The following is a 15,661-nucleotide window of genomic DNA, read 5'->3' as shown; positions in this document are numbered from 1 at the left end:
GACGACGATGATGCGCTCCAGCCCCACGCTCCGCCGCGCGATGCTGTGCACGTCGCTCGCGCTCGGCGCCGCGTTGCCGGCCGCCGCCCGCGCGCACGATACCGGCGACAGCGTGCACGCGATCATGCAACAGGCCGTGCCCGAAGCGCCCGGCAAGCTCGCCGTCGTCGCGACCGTCGACTATGCGCCCGGTCAGGCATCCGAAGCGCACAAGCACCTCGGCTCGGTGTTCGCGGTCGTGTCGAAAGGCGAAGTGCTGTCGCAGGTGAACGACGGCCCGGTGCGCCGCTATCGCACCGGCGAAGGCTGGTACGAGCCGCCCGGTTCGCGCCACCAGATGTCGCGCAACGCGAGCGCGACCGAGCCCGCGCAAATTGTCGTGTTCGGGCTGACGGGCGAGCATGTGCCGCTGAAGTCGCCGATCGATCAGTGATTTAGGAGGCCGTGCCGCGTCGGGCGCGCCGCCGTGCTGCACGGCCGGCGTCCCGCCCCGTGCCGCGCGACTTCCTCGCAGGTATCGGGCTCGGCCGTTTCGCTTGCCGTTTCGCTTGCCGTTTCGCTTGCCGTTTCGCCAGCCGTTTCACCCACGGTTCGACCAACATTTCACCCGTCGATCACCCGCCAGTTCCCGCGTCTTCCCCATTAGCCGCTCCCTACACTTCACCGCCGGCGCACGCCCGTTCCCTACCCTCAGCCCCGCCCGTCCGCCCCGCCATTCGCCACTCGCCTGATCGCGATCAACGCGGGCGAAAACCCTGCCTTGAAATTAACTAACTCATCAATTAGCGTCGATTTCATGAACGCGAAATCCACCGTTGCCAGGCCGCGCGGGCGCCGCCCGTCGGTGGACGACTTCGACCTGCGCGACCACATGCTCGACGTCGCGATGCAGCTGTTCGCCGAGCGCGGCATCGCCGCGACGACGGTCGCGCAGATCGCTGCGGCCGCCGGCGTCACGTCGGCGATGGTTCACTACTACTTCACGAATCGCGAGCAGTTGCTCGACGCGATCGTCGAGGAGCGGCTCGCGCAGGTCATCGCGTTCGTGTGGCGGCCGACCGCGCCGCACATCGAAAACGATCCGTTCGCGCTCGTCGCCGAGCTCGTCGACCGCTTCTTCGACGTCACGCATCGCATGCCCTGGCTGCCGTCGATCTGGCTGCGCGAGATCGTCCACGAGGGCGGGCTGCTGCGCGAGCGGATGATCCGGCGCATTCCGCTCGAGCATGTCGGGCGGTTTGCCGAGCGCATCCGCGTCGCGCAGCAGGCCGGCACGCTGAACCCCGCGCTCGAACCCGCGTTCCTGTTCCATTCGATCATCGCGCTGGTGATGCTGCCGCTCGCCACCGCGAAGCTGTGGCAGAGCGCGCGCGGCCTGCCGCCGATCGATCGCGACGTGCTGCAGCGCCACGTCCGCGCGCTGCTCGGTTCCGGCATGCAACCGCCCGCCGCGGCGCCGGATCCCGACGCGCATTCGCGACGGAGGCCGTCGTGAACGCGGCCCGCCCGCTGCAGTTCGCGCTGGCCGCCGCCGTCGCGTTGCTCGCCGGTTGCGGACGGCCGGCGAACGACGTCGCGACCTTTCAGGGCTATGTCGAAGGCGAGTTCGTATACCTGTCGTCGTCGCAGGCGGGCACGCTGACGCAGCTGTCGGTCGAACGCGGCCAGGCCGTCGCGGCCGGCGCGCCGGTGTTCTCGCTCGAAGCCGTCAACGAAACGGCCGCGCTGCGGCAGGCGCAACACCAGCTCGAGGCCGCGCGCGCGCAGCTTGCCGACCTGCAGACCGGCAAGCGCCCGCAGGAAGTCGCGGTCACGCGGGCCCAGCTCGCGCAGGCCGCGGCACAGGCCGCGCGGGCCGCCGCGCAATTCGCGCGCGACGAACGCCAGTACGCGGCCGGCGGCCTGTCGAAGCAGCAGCTCGACGATTCGCGCACGTCCGCGCAAACCACCGCCGCACAGGTGCGCGAGTTGCAGAACCAGGTCGACGTCGCGCGCCTGCCGGGCCGCGCGCAGCAGGTGGCGGCCCAGGCCGCGCAGGTCGATGCCGCGCAGGCGGCCGTCACCGAAGCGCAATGGAAACTCGACCAGAAGCGCGTCGCCGCGCCCGCCGCCGGGCGCGTGTACGACACGCTGTACCGCGTCGGCGAATGGGTGCAGGCCGGCAATCCGGTCGTGCAGATGCTGCCGCCGCAGAACCTGAAAGTGCGGTTCTTCGTGCCGGAGGCCGCCGTCGCATCGATCGCGCCGGGGCGCACGGTCGCGATCCGCTGCGACGGCTGCCCGGCCGACGTCCCCGCGCGCGTCACCTACGTGTCGCGCGCGGCCGAGTACACGCCGCCCGTGATCTACAGCAACGAGAGCCGGACCAAACTCGTGTTCATGGTCGAGGCGCGCCCCGCCGTCGCCGACGCGCCGAAGCTGCACCCGGGCCAGCCCGTCGCCGTGAGGATGCGATGAACGCACCGCCCGCCCCGTATGCGATCGACGTCGACCGCCTGAACAAGCGCTTCGGCGACAAGCACGTCGTGAAGGACGTCTCGCTGCGCGTCGCGCGCGGGGAGATCTTCGGCTTTCTCGGGCCGAACGGCAGCGGCAAGACGACGTCGATCCGCATGATGTGCGGCCTGCTCACGCCCGACTCGGGCAGCGGCACCTGTCTCGGCTACGACATCGTGCGCGACAGCGCGCAGATCAAGCGCCGCGTCGGCTACATGACGCAGCGCTTCTCGTACTGGGAAGACCTGTCGATCCGCGAGAACCTCGATTTCGTCGCACGCGTGTACGGGATGCCCGATCGTCAGGCGGCTGTCGCGCGCGCGCTCGACGGGCTCGGTCTCGCGAGCCGCGCGGACCAGCTCACGGGCGCGTTGTCGGGCGGCTGGAAACAGCGCCTCGCGCTCGCCGCTTGCATGCTGCACGAGCCGGAGCTGCTGCTGCTCGACGAACCGACCGCCGGCGTCGATCCGGCCGCGCGCCGCGACTTCTGGGAAGAGCTGCACCGGCTGGCCGCGCAAGGCATCTCGGTACTCGTCAGCACGCACTACATGGACGAGGCCGAGCGCTGTCACAAGCTCGCGTACATCGCGTCCGGCGAACTGCTCGCGCAGGGCACGGCCGCGGAAATCGTCGCGTCGCAGCACCTGTCGACGCGCACGGTCACCGGCGGGCACCTGGCGGAACTGTCCGCGCGCCTGCGCACGATGCCGGGCGTCGACCAGACGGTCGTGTTCGGCTCGACGCTGCACGTGAGCGGCCGCGATCGAGCGCTGCTCGACGCGACGCTCGCGCAGGTCGCGGCGCAGCCCGGCGCGCAGGAGAACGGTCACGCGCAGCTGCAGGTCTCGCCGATCGACACCGGGCTCGAAGACGTCTTCATCTACATGATGGGCCGCGCATCCGGGCCGCCCGGCGGAGCGGCGACATGAGCACGTGGACGGGCCTGCGCGACGCGTTCTCGGTCGCGCGCTGGTGGAGCATCGTGCTGAAGGAATTCCTGCAGCTGCGCCGCGACCGCGTGACGTTCGCGATGATCGTCGGCGTGCCGATCATCCAGCTCGCGCTGTTCGGCTTCGCGATCAACACCGATCCGAAGCACCTGCCGACCGCGGTGATCGTCGCCGACTCGAGCCCGTTCGCGCGCAGCTTCATCGCCGCGATGCGCAATTCCGCGTATTTCGACATCGTCGCGACGCTGCCCGACGAAGCGGCCGGCCGGCATGCGCTCGCACGCGGCGACGTGCAGTTCGTGCTGAGCGTGCCGGCCGACTTCTCGAAGCGGCTGCTGCGCGGCGAGCGCCCGTCGCTGCTCGTCGAGGCGGACGCGACCGACCCCGTCGCGACCGCATCGGCGCTCGGCGCGCTGCCGGGCCTCGTGCAACCCGTCGCCGACAAGGACCTGACGGGCCCGCTCGCGCACCTGAACGGCCGCCCGGCCGCGTTCGACATCGTGCTGCACCGCCTGTACAACCCGGAAGGCATCACGCAGTACAACGTCGTGCCGGGCCTGATGGGCGTGATCCTGACGATGACGATGGTGATGATGACGGGCCTCGCGATCACGCGCGAACGCGAGCGCGGCACGATGGAGAACCTGCTGGCGACGCCCGTGCGGCCGCTGGAGGTGATGACGGGCAAGATCGTCCCGTACGTGTTCATCGGGCTGATCCAGGTGTCGATCATCCTCGTGGCCGCGCGCTTCGTGTTCCACGTGCCGTTCGTCGGCGGCATGGTCGCGATCTACCTGTCCGCGCTGCTCTTCATCGCCGCGAACCTGACGGTCGGCATCACGCTGTCGTCGCTCGCGCAGAACCAGTTGCAGGCGATGCAGCTCGCGGTGTTCTACTTCCTGCCGAACATCCTGCTGTCGGGCTTCATGTTTCCGTTCGCCGGGATGCCGAAGTGGGCGCAGTTCATCGGCAACCTGCTGCCGCTCACCTACTTCAACCGCCTGGTGCGCGGCATCCTGCTGAAAGGCAACGGCTGGGCCGACCTGTGGCCGTCCGTGTGGCCCGTCGCGCTGTTTACGCTGGTCGTGATGGGCGTCGCGCTGCGCTTCTACCGGCGCACGCTCGACTAGGAGCCGCACGATGAAACCGGCTTCGCGTCGCGCCCGTCCCGCCGCCCGCCGCAGCGCATGGGCAGCCGTTGCGCTGCTCGTCGCCGGTTGCACGGTCGGGCCGGATTTCCGCACGCCCGACGCGCCGGCCACACGGCAATACACGCGCGATGACCCGCCGGTCACGACGGCCGCCGCCGGCGGCCCGGCCGGCGACGCGCAGACGTTCGCATCGGCCGCGCACACGCCGCAACAGTGGTGGACCGCGTTCGGCTCGGCACCGCTGAACCGGCTCGTCGATACCGCGTGGCACAACAGCCCGACGCTCGCCGAGGCCCGCGCGCGGCTCGACGAAGCGCGACAGAACCACGCGGCCGAAGCCGGCGCGACGATGCTGCCGCGCGTCGATGCGAACCTGTCCGCCACGCGCGAGAAGGTCGACATCACTGCATTCGGGCTGCCCGCCAACGTGCCGAATCCCGGGCCGTTCACGCTGTACGACGCGTCGGTGAGCGTGTCGTACGCGCTCGACGTGTTCGGCGGCAACCGGCGCGCGCTCGAGGCGTTGCGCGCCCAGGTCGACTATCAGGCGTACCTGCTCGACGCCGCACGCCTGACGCTCGCGGGCAACGTCGTCGCGACTGCGATCCTGCGCGCGTCGCTCGCGCAGCAGATCGCGCTCACGCGGCAGCTCGTCGACGCGCAAGCCCGGCAGTTGCGGATCGTCGACGCACGCTTCGCGGCGGGCGGCGTATCGCAGGCCGACGTGCATGCGCAGCGCACGCTGCTCGCGCAGACGCAGGCTTCGCTGCCGCCGCTCGCGGCCCGCTACGCGCAGGCCGGCCACCGGCTCGCGATCCTGCTGGGCGCGCCGCCGTCCGGTGCCGGGCTGCCCGACCTCGCGCTCGACGCGCTCACGCTGCCGCGCACGCTGCCGGTCGCACTGCCGTCGACGCTCGCGCGCGAACGCCCCGATATCCGCGCGGCGGAGGCCGTGTTGCACCAGGCGAGCGCGAACGTCGGCGTGGCGACCGCGAACCTGTATCCGCGTTTTTCGATTTCGGCGGGGATCGGTTCGGAACGCACGCGCATCGCGGATATCGTGAGCGGGCTGAATGTGTGGAATGTCGGCCTCGGCCTGACGCAGCCGCTCTTTCATGGCGGCGAGCTGCACGCGAGGAAGCGCGCGGCCGAAGCCGCGTACGACGCCGCGTTCGCGAGCTATCGGGAAACCGTGCTGCTGGCGCTCCAGCAGGTCGCCGACGCGATGCGCGCGGTCGAACACGATGCGACGGCGCTGCAAGCGCGGGACACGGCCGCACGGGAAGCGGCGGCAGGCAACGCGATCGCCGGCGACCGTTACGCGGCGGGCGGGATCAGCGCGTTCGCGCTGCTCGACGCCCAGCGGCAGGCATTGCAGACCGCGCTCGACCGCACGCGCGCGCAGGCCGACCGGCTGGCCGACACGGCGGCGCTGTTCCAGGCGCTGGCGGGGAACTGGATGGATGATGCGGCGCGGTGATCGACACGACGGCGTCGGCGCCGACCGGGCATTGCCGGCCTGCACGTCATGCACCGCATGAGCGGCACACTTGTCGGGCTCGACAGCCGTCGCCGCGCGCTTCCATTCGACGACCATCCATGACCGAACCCGCATACGCGCAACGCGTGCCGCAAATGGAAAAACCGGCCCGAAGGCCGGTTTTCGTACCGCAAGCCGTAAGCGGCGCTCGCGCGCCGCGCGGCATCAGAAGCGGTGGATCAGGCCGACGCCGGCCGCGATCTGGTTCTGCTTCGAACCTGCGCCCACGCCGTCGCCGATCGACGTCGTTGCATTGACGATGCCGCCGGTCAGGCCGCTGATCGTGTTGCCGGTAGCGTGCTGATACGCTTCAACCGCGTACAGGCCCGTGCGCTTCGACAGGCTGTAGTACTGCGACAGCGTGACCTGATGGTACTTGGCCGAGCTCGAGATGCCGTTCGACTGGGTCGCACGCGTGTACGAGTAGCCTGCCGCGAAGTCCCACTGCGGCGCTGCCTTCCAGTGCAGCACTGCGCCCGCCGTGTTGAAGATCGCCGTATTGTGGAATGCCGACAGGTTGCCCGGGATGTACTGGACGTTCGAGTACGACACCGAGATGTCCCACGCCGGCGTGAACTGGTAACCGGCCGTCACGGCGACACGTTGCTGCGACTGTGCCGTCTTGTAGCCGCCGTTGATCGACGACACGGCCTGCTCCGCACCGTTGCCGCTCGAATCCAGACCGTTTTGCGCGGTCGAGTTCGCGCCCCACACGCCGCCGCCGAGCGTCGCGTTGTTGATGCGCTGATAGCCAACCGCGATGCCTGCCGGGCCGTTCAGGTACTGGACCGCCGCGCTCCAGGTCGAGCCGCGGTTGAAGCTGCCTGCCACGCCGCCGAGCGAGTACGAACCGCCGACCGTGAAGCCGTAGAACTTCGGCGACATGTAGACGAGCGAGTTGTTCGCGCGGTAGCTGGTGTCGAGCGAGTCGATATCGCCCGGGTGCGCGCCGTAGTAACCGGTCAGCCAGGTCGTCGGGCTATACGGCGACAGCAGCGTGTAGTACGCGGTGTACTGGCGGCCGGCCGTCAGCGTACCGTACGTCGCGTTGGTCAGACCAACCCACGCCTGACGCGTGAAGATGCCGTTCGTCCATTGCGACGAGCCGTTGTTCGCGTTGAAGCCGGCTTCCAACTGGAAAATCGCCTTCGTGCCGCCGCCGAGGTCTTCGCTGCCCTTCAGGCCGAAGCGGCTGCCTGCCCAAATGCCGGTGGCCATCTGCACCTTCGAGTGACCGCCCGAAACCGCGCTGGTGGCCGACGAGTTGTTCTGCCAGGCGATAGCGTTATCGACGATACCGTACAGGGTCACGCTGCTCTGGGCGTGGGCTGCGGTAGCGGCTGCGAGACCCGCTGCCGTCATGGCGAAAGCGACGCGCTTTTTCATTGATTCTCCGTCCTCAAAGAATGATTTCTTTTCTGGTGTGGTTTTATGACTGACACATGTGCGAGTACATGCCGGTGCGATTCTGACGGATTACCAATCGTTTCCCAACATGTGCGGTCGGTCATCGTATGATCGACGCAACGCGGGGGTTCACCAAACGGTTACATAACACCTGAAAACGCTTACGCAGCGGGCCTTTCCGACATTTCCCGGTGAAAACCCTAGCTTTACATTTTTACTGGTGCATCGCGACCGTCCAATGTCGTCAGACGCCCTCGGCAACAACCTTCTTACGAATGCGCGAGCGCGGCTGACGCCGCGATTCACGCCGCCGCGCAGGATCGCTGACATTCATGACACCCACGTTTCGGGAAGCGAAATCGTGAAAACGTTTCAGTCCGCGTGCGGACCATCGGACGGGAGACGTGAGCGGCCCGGCGAACGCGGGCCGAGGGGCGATGCCGATGCAGGTCGCGCCACGCGCCGGCATCGTTCAGCGCGATTCAGCGCGCGGACGGCTGCGCGATCCGCGCGTTCACCGCGTCGACGAGCGCGGTGATCCGCGCACGGATCGCGGCGTTCGAACCGACGAGCGCGAGCGACGACGCCATGATCCGGTAGATCCGCTTGCGCGGCACCTTCGCCGGCGTCGCCGGATCGAGCCACGCATCGTGGCCGGCCAGCAGTTCGAGCGTTTCGAGGCCGATCATGATCGGCCACAGGCACGCGAGCCGCAGCCGCACGAAGCGGCGCGGAATCGCGAGCGTGTAGCGGCACGCGTCGCGATACTGGTCGAGCGTCACGCGCAGCAGGTCGACCAGCACGCCGCGCGCGCGCGCCGACGCATCGGGTGTCATCAGGTCGGCGACGCCGACGCCGTATGCGGCCAGCACGTCCTCCGGCAGATAGCAGCGGCCGATCCGCAGATCCTTCGCGCAGTCGCGCAGGATGTTGGTCATCTGCAGCGCCTTGCCGAAACGGATGCCCTTCTCGCGCATGTCCGGCACGTCCCAGCCGCGCGCGGCGCGCGTGTGCGCGCCGGTCATGTCGGTCCAGAATTCGCCGACGCAGCCGGCGACCAGGTACGTGTAGCGATCGAGCTCGGCACGGTTCGGCAGCGACGCGACGCGGCCCGACTGTTCGTCGGGGAACGTGCGCAGGTCGAATTCCATCCCCGACGTCAGCGTCGCGACGACCTTGCGGATCGATGCGCAGTCCGCATCCGGCTGCGCGCGCAGCAGCGCGAGCATCGGCTGCATCGAGCCGAGCAGCACGTGTTCGTGCGAATCCGTCTGCATCCGCGTCACGTCCTCGAGCGAGCGCGACAGCGCCGCGCCGTCGCCGAGCCGCTCGACTTCGTTCCGCAGGTCGGTCAGCAGCGCCGCGCGGCGATCCGGCGCGACCAGCGCCGTGTCGGCGATCGTGTCGGCCGCGCGCGCGAGCAGGTAGGCCAGGCCGACCGGGTCGCGCATGCCGTCGGGCAGCACGCGCAGCGTCAGGTAGAAGGAGCGGGAAACGTTCTTCAGCAGGTCGCCGAGCAGGTAGGCGGGATCGGTATGCGTCGTCATGGGTCGGTAAAAATCGGCCGGCGCGGGCCCCGGACGCACGCGGGCGCCGGGCGCCCGCGCCGGCCCGCGAGTCGCCGCATCGCCGTGCGCGGGCGGGTGTCGGCCCGGCGCGGCGATGCAAAAGTCCCGCAAGTTTAGTGCATCCGGCGACCACGCTCGCGATCCGTCCGACGAAGTGGGCGCGTGACCGCCGAACCGCGTCGGCGCGACGATCGCGGCGCCGGCTGGCGGCGACGGGCGGATCGCACCGTCTCGACCGCGACGTGTTCCCGCAATTCTCGCGCCTGACGCGACAACAAAACAGAAAGGCGCAAGTAATACATATGTAATGATCCGGTGCGACGATCGCGTCCCGTTCGCTCACGCGGCCCCGCATCGCCGGACCGCTTGCCCTTTCACCGACTTCCGTTCCGAAGGTTCATCGACATGCTCTTCCCGCGCCCGACCGCCCTGCGCTGCATCCCGTTCGCCTGTGCCGCCGCCGTCCTGCTTGCCGCCTGCGGCGGCGACGACGTCTCGGCGTCCGATTCCGCCCGGCCGATCTCCGCGAAGGTCCAGGTGGTCGGCCATCGCGGCGCGAGCGCGCTGCGCCCCGAGCACACGCTCGCGTCGTACCGCAAGGCGATCGAGGACGGCGCGGACGTGATCGAGCCCGACCTCGTCGCGACCCGCGACGGCGTGCTCGTCGCGCGCCACGAGAACGAGATCTCCGGCACGACGAACGTGTCGACGCTGCCGCAGTTCGCGAGCCGCAAGGCGACCAGGACGATCGACGGCACGCAGCTGACCGGCTGGTTCACCGAGGACTTCACGCTCGCCGAGCTCAAGACGCTGCGTGCCCGCGAGCGCATTCCGCAGGTGCGCCCGGCGAACACCGCGTACAACGACCAGTTCGAGATTCCGACCTTCGACGAGATCGTCGCGCTCGCGAAACAGATGTCCGCGCAGACCGGCCGCACGATCCACCTGTATCCGGAAACCAAGCACCCGACCTACTTCCAGTCGATCGGCCTGCCGCTCGAGGACCGTCTCGTCGACGCGCTGCAGAAGGATCCGTACACGGCGCGCACGGCGACCGTCTACATCCAGTCGTTCAAGGTCGCGAACCTGAAGGCGATCCGCAACCGGATCAAGTCGAGCCAGCCGAACTGGAAGCTCGTGCAGTTGATGGACGAAGCCGGCCAGCGTCCGTACGACTTCGTGAAAGCGAACGACAAGCGCACCTACGGCGACCTGTCGACGCGCGACGGGATGCGCGAGATCGCGTCCTATGCGAACGGCGTCGGCCCGTACAAGACGTCGATCATCGCGGTGGCCGCGGACGGCACGCTGCAGCAGCCGACGTCGTACGTGCGTGACGCGCACGCAGCCGGCCTCGTCGTGCATCCGTATACGTTCCGTCCGGAGAACAACTTCCTGCCCGCGTCGCTGAAGGACGGCGGTACACCGGCCACGCGCAACACCGCGGGCTCGGTGCGCGAGATCCAGGCCTACCTGCGCGCGGGCATCGACGGCTTCTTCACCGACGATCCGGCCGTCGGCCGCACGGCCGTCGATACGTTCAAGCGTTGAGCGCGCTGAACGTGCCGCATACGATGAGCCGCTGAACATCCGGCAACCGGGCGCGGCGCATCGCGTACCGCACGCCGGTTGCCGCGCCGTGGTCAGATCACGCGGAAGTGGTGCGTGCCGTCCCGCTTCAGCTGGTCGACCAGCCCGTATTCCCAGTCGAGATACGCCTGCATCGCGGCGGCCGCGTTGTCGGTGCCTTCGTACGGGCGCCGGTAGCGATCGACGCGCGGCGACGCGAGGCGTGTCTCGCCGTGCTCGAGCGGCAACCCCGCGTCGATCCATGCGGCCGTGCCGCCGGTCAGCACCGAGATCGCCGCGGAAGCCGGCAGCAAGGCGCGCGCGTCGTCCGCCGCGAACCGCGCGAGCAGGCTCGATCCGCACGTGAACACATAGCGCCGCGCCGGCGGAATCGCGGCGAGCGCGTCGCGCAACTGCGCGCGCACGACGAACCACGCGCCGGGGATATGGCGCTTCACGTAGTTCGCGCTGGCCGTCACGTCGACGATCGCGAGCTCGCCAGCGGCCGCCTCCTTCAGCCAGCCCGCGAGCGTCGCGGGCGACACCTCGCTCACCTGCGGCGTCGCGGGCACGTCGCGCGGCGGCTGGCCGCGCTCGGTGAACGCCGCCGTGCCGGCCGGCTCGAGCACCCGCACGTCCCAGCCCATCTGCGCGAGCCACGACGCGGTCATGTCCGCGCGCACGCCGTCGTCGTCGGCGAGCACGATCCGCGCGCCGCGCACGGCCGCGTGATGGTCGGTCTCCTGCACGAGCTGGCCGCCCGGCGTGCCCAGGAAGCCCGGCAGATGGCCGGCCTCGTATTCCTCCGGCGTGCGCACGTCGAAGCGGTACAGCGTGCGGCCCGGTTCGTCGAGCGCGGCGAGCTCCGCGAGCGCGATGCGCGGCACGCCCGCGCGCTCGGCCACCGCGCGCGCGGCGCGGCGTGCTTCCTCACGCTGCGCGGGTGCGATCTCGTCCGGAAAGCGTCGCGCGGCGCCGTGCTCGAGCGTCTGGCCGGCGAGCGTCCAGCCGATCGTGCCGTTGCGCAGTGCCGCGACCGGGTTCGGCACCCCCGCGTTGACGAGCGACTGCGTGCCGATGATGCTGCGCGTGCGGCCCGCGCAGTTCACCACCACCTGCGTTGCCGGATTCGGCGCGAGCGCGCGCACGCGCAGCACGAGTTCCGCGCCCGGCACGCTCGTCGACGTCGGGATGTTCATCGTCTGGTATTCGTCGAAGCGGCGCGCGTCGACGATCACGACGTCGGCCTTTTCATCGATCAGCGCCCGCACCTCCTGCGCGGACAGCGACGGCGTATGGCGCTCGGCCTCGACCCATTCGCCGAACGACTTGCTCGGCACGTTCACGTCGATGAACAGTTCGCCGCCCGCGGCGAGCCAGCCCGCGAGGCCGCCGTCGAGCAGCCGCACGTCGGTATAGCCGAGCTGCGCGAGTTTCTCGGCCGCGCGCGGCGCGAGATCCTCGCCGCCGGCTTCGCCGAACACGACGATCGGCGTGTCGCGGCGCGGAATGCGCGTCCATGCGTCGAGTTCGAGCTTCGACAGCGGAAAGTTGGCGGCCCACAGCGGGTGGCCCTGCGCGTAGGGATCTTCCTCGCGCACGTCGATCAGCGCGATTTCGTCGCGGGCCAGCAGGCGCGCGCGTACGTCCTGGTACGACGCGACGGGGAAACGGGGAGTGGAATCAACGGATTGCGTCACGATGTCTCTGTCGGATTCTGTTGGAGTCGGTGAAGAAAGCACACGGAAAACGGATGCAGCTCGATGCCCGCGGGCGCGCCCTCGCAACGGGGCGCCCGCGACTTGCGGCGTCACGCGTCCGGTCACGCATTCGAATAGCCGGACACGAACGGCTTCACGGTGCCGTCGTCGAGGAACACCGCACGTTCGACCTGGCCGATGTTCGCGCCGTACACGTGGATGCTGATCGACACCTGGTCGTCGAACGCGTTGGTCACGCGATGGACGTCGCCGATGCGCGGCGACACGGCCTCGACGTCGCCCGGCTGCAGCCGTACCGCGTCGCCCGCCGGCACCGGCCTGCCGGCCGCGTCGAGCCGGTACGGTTGCGAAAACTCGCCGCCGCGCAGCATCCCGATCAGACCCCACACCGTGTGGTTGTGGATCGGCGTCGTCTGGCCGGGCCCCCACACGAAGCTGACGACGGAAAACCGCGCGCCGGGATCGAGATGCAGCAGGTACTGGCGGTAACGCTCGGGATCGGGCTGCGCGAACGCGTCGGGCAGCCAGTCGTCGTGCGCGACGAGCGCGGCCAGCAGCGCGCCGCCCTCGTCGAGGATGCGCGCCTCGTTCGCGCCGGACGCGAGCAGCGCGCCCAGCCCGTCGACGAACGGACGCAGCGGCGTCTGCTGCAACGAAAGCGTACTCATCGGCTGCCTCCTCGAATATGATGCCGAATATGATGGATCGTCATGATGCACCCGAAATACCATGCAGAACAAACATGAAAATTAGCGATATCGATGCTTTTGCAGCGGTCGTTCGCGGCCAGACGCTGAGCCAGGCCGCGGCCGAGCTCGGCATGACGCAGCCCGCGATCACGCGGCGCGTGCAGAACCTCGAGGAGGCGCTCGGCGTCACGCTGCTCGACCGCAACACGAAGCCGCCGCGCCCGACCGACATCGGCCTGCAGGTGTTCGAGCAGTGCCGCGCGATCCTGCGCGAAGTCGACGCGCTGCGCGAACTGACGGCCGGCCAGCGGCCGCCCGCCGGCGAATTCCGCGTCGGCCTCACGCAAGGGCTCGGCGAGCTGATGCTGCCCGGCCTGATCGCGCAGCTCGCCGCGCAATGGCCGGCGCTCGCCACGCAGGTCACGACCGCGTGGGGCGGCATGCTCGTCGAACGCGTCGCGCACCGCGAACTCGACGCCGCGCTGGTGTTTCTGGCCCGCGAGATGGTGCTGCCGCCGCAGGTCGAAGGCGAGCGGCTGCTGGCCACGCGGCTCGTCGCGGTCGGCCGCAAGGGCGACTGGCCGCGCCGCAGCTACCGGCTCGCCGACTGCCATGCGCGCGGCTGGGTGCTCAATCCCGACGGCTGCGGCTTTCGTGCGGGGCTGCGCCGCGCGCTCGACGCGCAGGGGCTGCCGATGCCGGTCACGCTCGACGCCTACGGCCGCGACCTGCAATTGCAGAGCGTCGCGAACGGCTTCGGGATCGGGCTGATGCCGCTGCCGCTCGTCGAAGGCAGCCCGCTGCGCGACGCGGTCGACATCGTCCCGCTCGCCGATTTCAAGCCGCAGATCGATCTGTGGCTGCTGCACCGGCAGGACGCCGCGCGCTTCAAGGCGCCGCTCCTGGCCGTGGCCGCGCATGCGCGCACCGCGTTTGCGCTGCCGGCGGATGCGGCCGGGCACGACGAAGCCGCTTGACCACGCGCGACGGCGCCTGCGCGGCGGCGTTGCGTTTGCGTTTGCGTTTGCGTCGGCCTTTGCGTTGGCCTTTGCGCCCACCATCCCGCCGCCCCGCTCACGCATCGCTGTTGCGCCCGGATGCCGGCGCGTCGCGTGACGTTCCGCCCGCTTCCGCGTTCGCGGCAGCGCGTCGCGCCGCCGCGTCGAGCACGGCCCGTCCGGCGGCCACCGCGATCGCATCGTCCTGCGGCGTATGCACGCGGCTGCACAGCACGTCGCGATAGTGGCGTTCGAGCGGATTGTGGCGGCTCAGCCCGTGATTGCCCGACAGCTTCAACGCATGCTCGACCGTGCGGATCGCCTGTTCCGTCACGGTCCGCTTGACGAGGCCGCTCGTCGTCACCGTCGGCGGGTCGCCCGCATCGGTGCGCGCGATGTGCTCGTCGAGCAGCACGCGGTTCGCATGCAGCCACCCCTCGATCTCGCCGACGGCCTCCTGCACGCGCGGCAGCGTCGCGAGCGGCGCACCGAGCCCGCTCGGCGCGCGCGTCGTCGCGAAATCGAGCAGCCAGTCGCGCGACGCGCGGGCGACCGCGTCGTAGAGGCTGCCGAGCAGCGCGACCATCCAGGCCTGCTGGTCGGCCTGCGCATCGACATCCGCATGACTCGCGGCCGACACGGCCCACGCATCGGGCGCGCGCACGTCCACCGCATGATCCGCGGGCAGCCGCACGTCGTCGAACACCACCTCGTGACTGCCCGATGCGCGCAGGCCCAGGTGATTCCAGCTTTCGATCACGCGGATGCGCGCATCGACTTCCGTGTCGCGCTCGCGCCGCACGAGGAACACGCCGACGCGCGGCTCGGGTTCGTCCGTGCGGGCCCACACGGCCAGCCAGCGCAGCGCAGGAATGCCGGTGCTGTACAGCTTGTGGCCGGACAGCCGCCAGCCGTCGCCGTCGCGACGCGCGATCGTTTCGGGCAGGCCGCCGCGCGACGGCGAACCGAGCGCCGGCTCGACGCGCAGCGCGTTGATCAGCGCGCCGTCGGCAACCGCGCTGTCGAACACCGCACGCCGCAGGCGCGCGGGCCAGCGGTTGTCCGCGCGGCCGAGCGCGCGATGCTGCAGATAGGTCATCGTCAGCACCAGCGCGGTCGCCGGATCGGCGCGCGCGACCGCGGCCACGATCCGGCTCGCCTGCGCGAGCGTCGCGCCCGCGCCGCCGTGCTCGCGCGGCACGACCTGCGCGATCAGCCCGGCGCGATGCAGCCGCGCGAAATTCTCGTGCGGGAAACGGCCGTCGACGTCGTTGCGGGCGGCGTCAGCCGCGAGTTCGGGCGCGAGACGCGCGAGCAGCGCGGTAACGCGCGCATCGTCGGCAGGCAGGTGGCGCAGCGACGACTGGGACGACTGCGGCGATAGCTGCGATAGCGGCGAGGAAGCGGCAAGGCTGGCGGACATCGGTACGGATTCCCTCGGTGACTGGGTAACGGGATAAAACGTCGTGGCGAAGATCGCTCGGCGAATGGCGGCGGTGGCTCGTGGAGACGGCGGCGATCGGCGCTGGATTCGCCGGGGGCGCGTGGCGTGGATCCGAGGTGCTCGCGCAC

Annotated in this window: 13 protein-coding genes; 8 read left to right on the top strand and 5 right to left on the bottom strand. The window is 69.9% G+C overall.

What is annotated here, in order from left to right:
• Positions 1-7 precede the first annotated feature (7 nt).
• The 6 genes from DIE04_RS00865 (at position 8) to DIE04_RS00840 (ending at position 6,077) form a co-directional block, all read left to right on the top strand.
• Entirely contained in the window at positions 8-433 is a 426-nt protein-coding gene (locus DIE04_RS00865) for a cupin domain-containing protein (protein ID WP_124484922.1), read from the top strand.
• Between the two features lie 363 nt (positions 434-796).
• A complete protein-coding gene (locus tag DIE04_RS00860) occupies positions 797-1,495 on the top strand; it encodes a TetR/AcrR family transcriptional regulator (protein ID WP_124519544.1) in 699 nt (232 codons plus the stop codon).
• A complete protein-coding gene (locus DIE04_RS00855; protein ID WP_124484924.1) occupies positions 1,492-2,457 on the top strand; it encodes an HlyD family secretion protein in 966 nt (321 codons plus the stop codon). Before DIE04_RS00860 ends, DIE04_RS00855 begins: the two co-directional genes overlap by 4 nt.
• A complete protein-coding gene (locus DIE04_RS00850) occupies positions 2,454-3,425 on the top strand; it encodes an ABC transporter ATP-binding protein (protein WP_124484925.1) in 972 nt (323 codons plus the stop codon). The genes DIE04_RS00855 and DIE04_RS00850 overlap by 4 nt, the downstream gene beginning before the upstream one ends.
• On the top strand, positions 3,422-4,576 hold the full coding sequence (locus DIE04_RS00845) for an ABC transporter permease (RefSeq protein WP_044842997.1): 1,155 nt from the start codon (positions 3,422-3,424) through the stop codon (positions 4,574-4,576). Before DIE04_RS00850 ends, DIE04_RS00845 begins: the two co-directional genes overlap by 4 nt.
• A 10-nt stretch (positions 4,577-4,586) precedes the next feature.
• On the top strand, positions 4,587-6,077 hold the full coding sequence (locus DIE04_RS00840; protein ID WP_124519546.1) for an efflux transporter outer membrane subunit: 1,491 nt from the start codon (positions 4,587-4,589) through the stop codon (positions 6,075-6,077).
• Positions 6,078-6,302: 225 nt separating this feature from the next.
• Here the strand turns inward: DIE04_RS00840 and DIE04_RS00835 are convergent, their stop codons facing one another.
• Both DIE04_RS00835 and DIE04_RS00825 read right to left on the bottom strand, forming a co-directional pair.
• Positions 6,303-7,523, bottom strand: coding sequence for a porin (locus tag DIE04_RS00835; RefSeq protein ID WP_044842995.1), 1,221 nt, complete (start codon positions 7,521-7,523; stop codon positions 6,303-6,305).
• Between the two features lie 503 nt (positions 7,524-8,026).
• Positions 8,027-9,091, bottom strand: coding sequence for a phytoene/squalene synthase family protein (locus DIE04_RS00825; protein WP_124484928.1), 1,065 nt, complete (start codon positions 9,089-9,091; stop codon positions 8,027-8,029).
• A gap of 426 nt (positions 9,092-9,517) precedes the next feature.
• Here DIE04_RS00825 and DIE04_RS00820 point away from each other — a divergent pair, with 426 nt between their 5' ends.
• Positions 9,518-10,663 (top strand): glycerophosphodiester phosphodiesterase, encoded by a 1,146-nt coding sequence (locus tag DIE04_RS00820; RefSeq protein ID WP_124572897.1) that lies wholly within the window; start codon positions 9,518-9,520, stop codon positions 10,661-10,663.
• A 92-nt stretch (positions 10,664-10,755) separates the two neighbouring features.
• Here DIE04_RS00820 and DIE04_RS00815 read toward each other — a convergent pair whose 3' ends face one another.
• Together DIE04_RS00815 and DIE04_RS00810 are read right to left on the bottom strand one after the other, a co-directional pair.
• The gene (locus tag DIE04_RS00815; protein ID WP_124519549.1) at positions 10,756-12,381 is read right to left on the bottom strand and encodes a rhodanese-related sulfurtransferase; all 1,626 of its coding nucleotides are present in this window, start codon (positions 12,379-12,381) and stop codon (positions 10,756-10,758) included.
• A 122-nt stretch (positions 12,382-12,503) separates the two neighbouring features.
• Complete coding sequence (locus DIE04_RS00810; protein ID WP_124519551.1) at positions 12,504-13,070, bottom strand: cysteine dioxygenase; 567 nt, start codon at positions 13,068-13,070, stop codon at positions 12,504-12,506.
• 74 nt (positions 13,071-13,144) lie between these two features.
• Between DIE04_RS00810 and DIE04_RS00805 the strand changes: the two genes are divergently transcribed.
• On the top strand, positions 13,145-14,068 hold the full coding sequence (locus tag DIE04_RS00805; RefSeq protein ID WP_124519553.1) for a LysR family transcriptional regulator: 924 nt from the start codon (positions 13,145-13,147) through the stop codon (positions 14,066-14,068).
• A gap of 97 nt (positions 14,069-14,165) precedes the next feature.
• On the opposite strand, the gene DIE04_RS00800 is transcribed toward DIE04_RS00805, so the two are convergent.
• A complete protein-coding gene (locus tag DIE04_RS00800; RefSeq protein WP_124519555.1) occupies positions 14,166-15,512 on the bottom strand; it encodes an acyl-CoA dehydrogenase family protein in 1,347 nt (448 codons plus the stop codon).
• Positions 15,513-15,661: the final 149 nt, after the last annotated feature.

Origin of the sequence: Burkholderia sp. Bp8994 (genome assembly GCF_003853805.1) — a bacterium.
Lineage (GTDB): Bacteria > Pseudomonadota > Gammaproteobacteria > Burkholderiales > Burkholderiaceae > Burkholderia.
This window is presented reverse-complemented; position numbering and strand designations above follow the sequence as displayed.

Coding starts and splice junctions, on each gene's coding strand:
- DIE04_RS00805 (WP_124519553.1), top strand. CDS start 13,145: ATGAAAATTAGCGATATCGATGCTTTTGCAGCGGTCGTTCGCGGCCAG.
- DIE04_RS00865 (WP_124484922.1), top strand. CDS start 8: ATGATGCGCTCCAGCCCCACGCTCCGCCGCGCGATGCTGTGCACGTCG.
- DIE04_RS00845 (WP_044842997.1), top strand. CDS start 3,422: ATGAGCACGTGGACGGGCCTGCGCGACGCGTTCTCGGTCGCGCGCTGG.
- DIE04_RS00800 (WP_124519555.1), bottom strand. CDS start 15,512: ATGTCCGCCAGCCTTGCCGCTTCCTCGCCGCTATCGCAGCTATCGCCG.
- DIE04_RS00850 (WP_124484925.1), top strand. CDS start 2,454: ATGAACGCACCGCCCGCCCCGTATGCGATCGACGTCGACCGCCTGAAC.
- DIE04_RS00820 (WP_124572897.1), top strand. CDS start 9,518: ATGCTCTTCCCGCGCCCGACCGCCCTGCGCTGCATCCCGTTCGCCTGT.
- DIE04_RS00840 (WP_124519546.1), top strand. CDS start 4,587: ATGAAACCGGCTTCGCGTCGCGCCCGTCCCGCCGCCCGCCGCAGCGCA.
- DIE04_RS00835 (WP_044842995.1), bottom strand. CDS start 7,523: ATGAAAAAGCGCGTCGCTTTCGCCATGACGGCAGCGGGTCTCGCAGCC.
- DIE04_RS00860 (WP_124519544.1), top strand. CDS start 797: ATGAACGCGAAATCCACCGTTGCCAGGCCGCGCGGGCGCCGCCCGTCG.
- DIE04_RS00825 (WP_124484928.1), bottom strand. CDS start 9,091: ATGACGACGCATACCGATCCCGCCTACCTGCTCGGCGACCTGCTGAAG.
- DIE04_RS00810 (WP_124519551.1), bottom strand. CDS start 13,070: ATGAGTACGCTTTCGTTGCAGCAGACGCCGCTGCGTCCGTTCGTCGAC.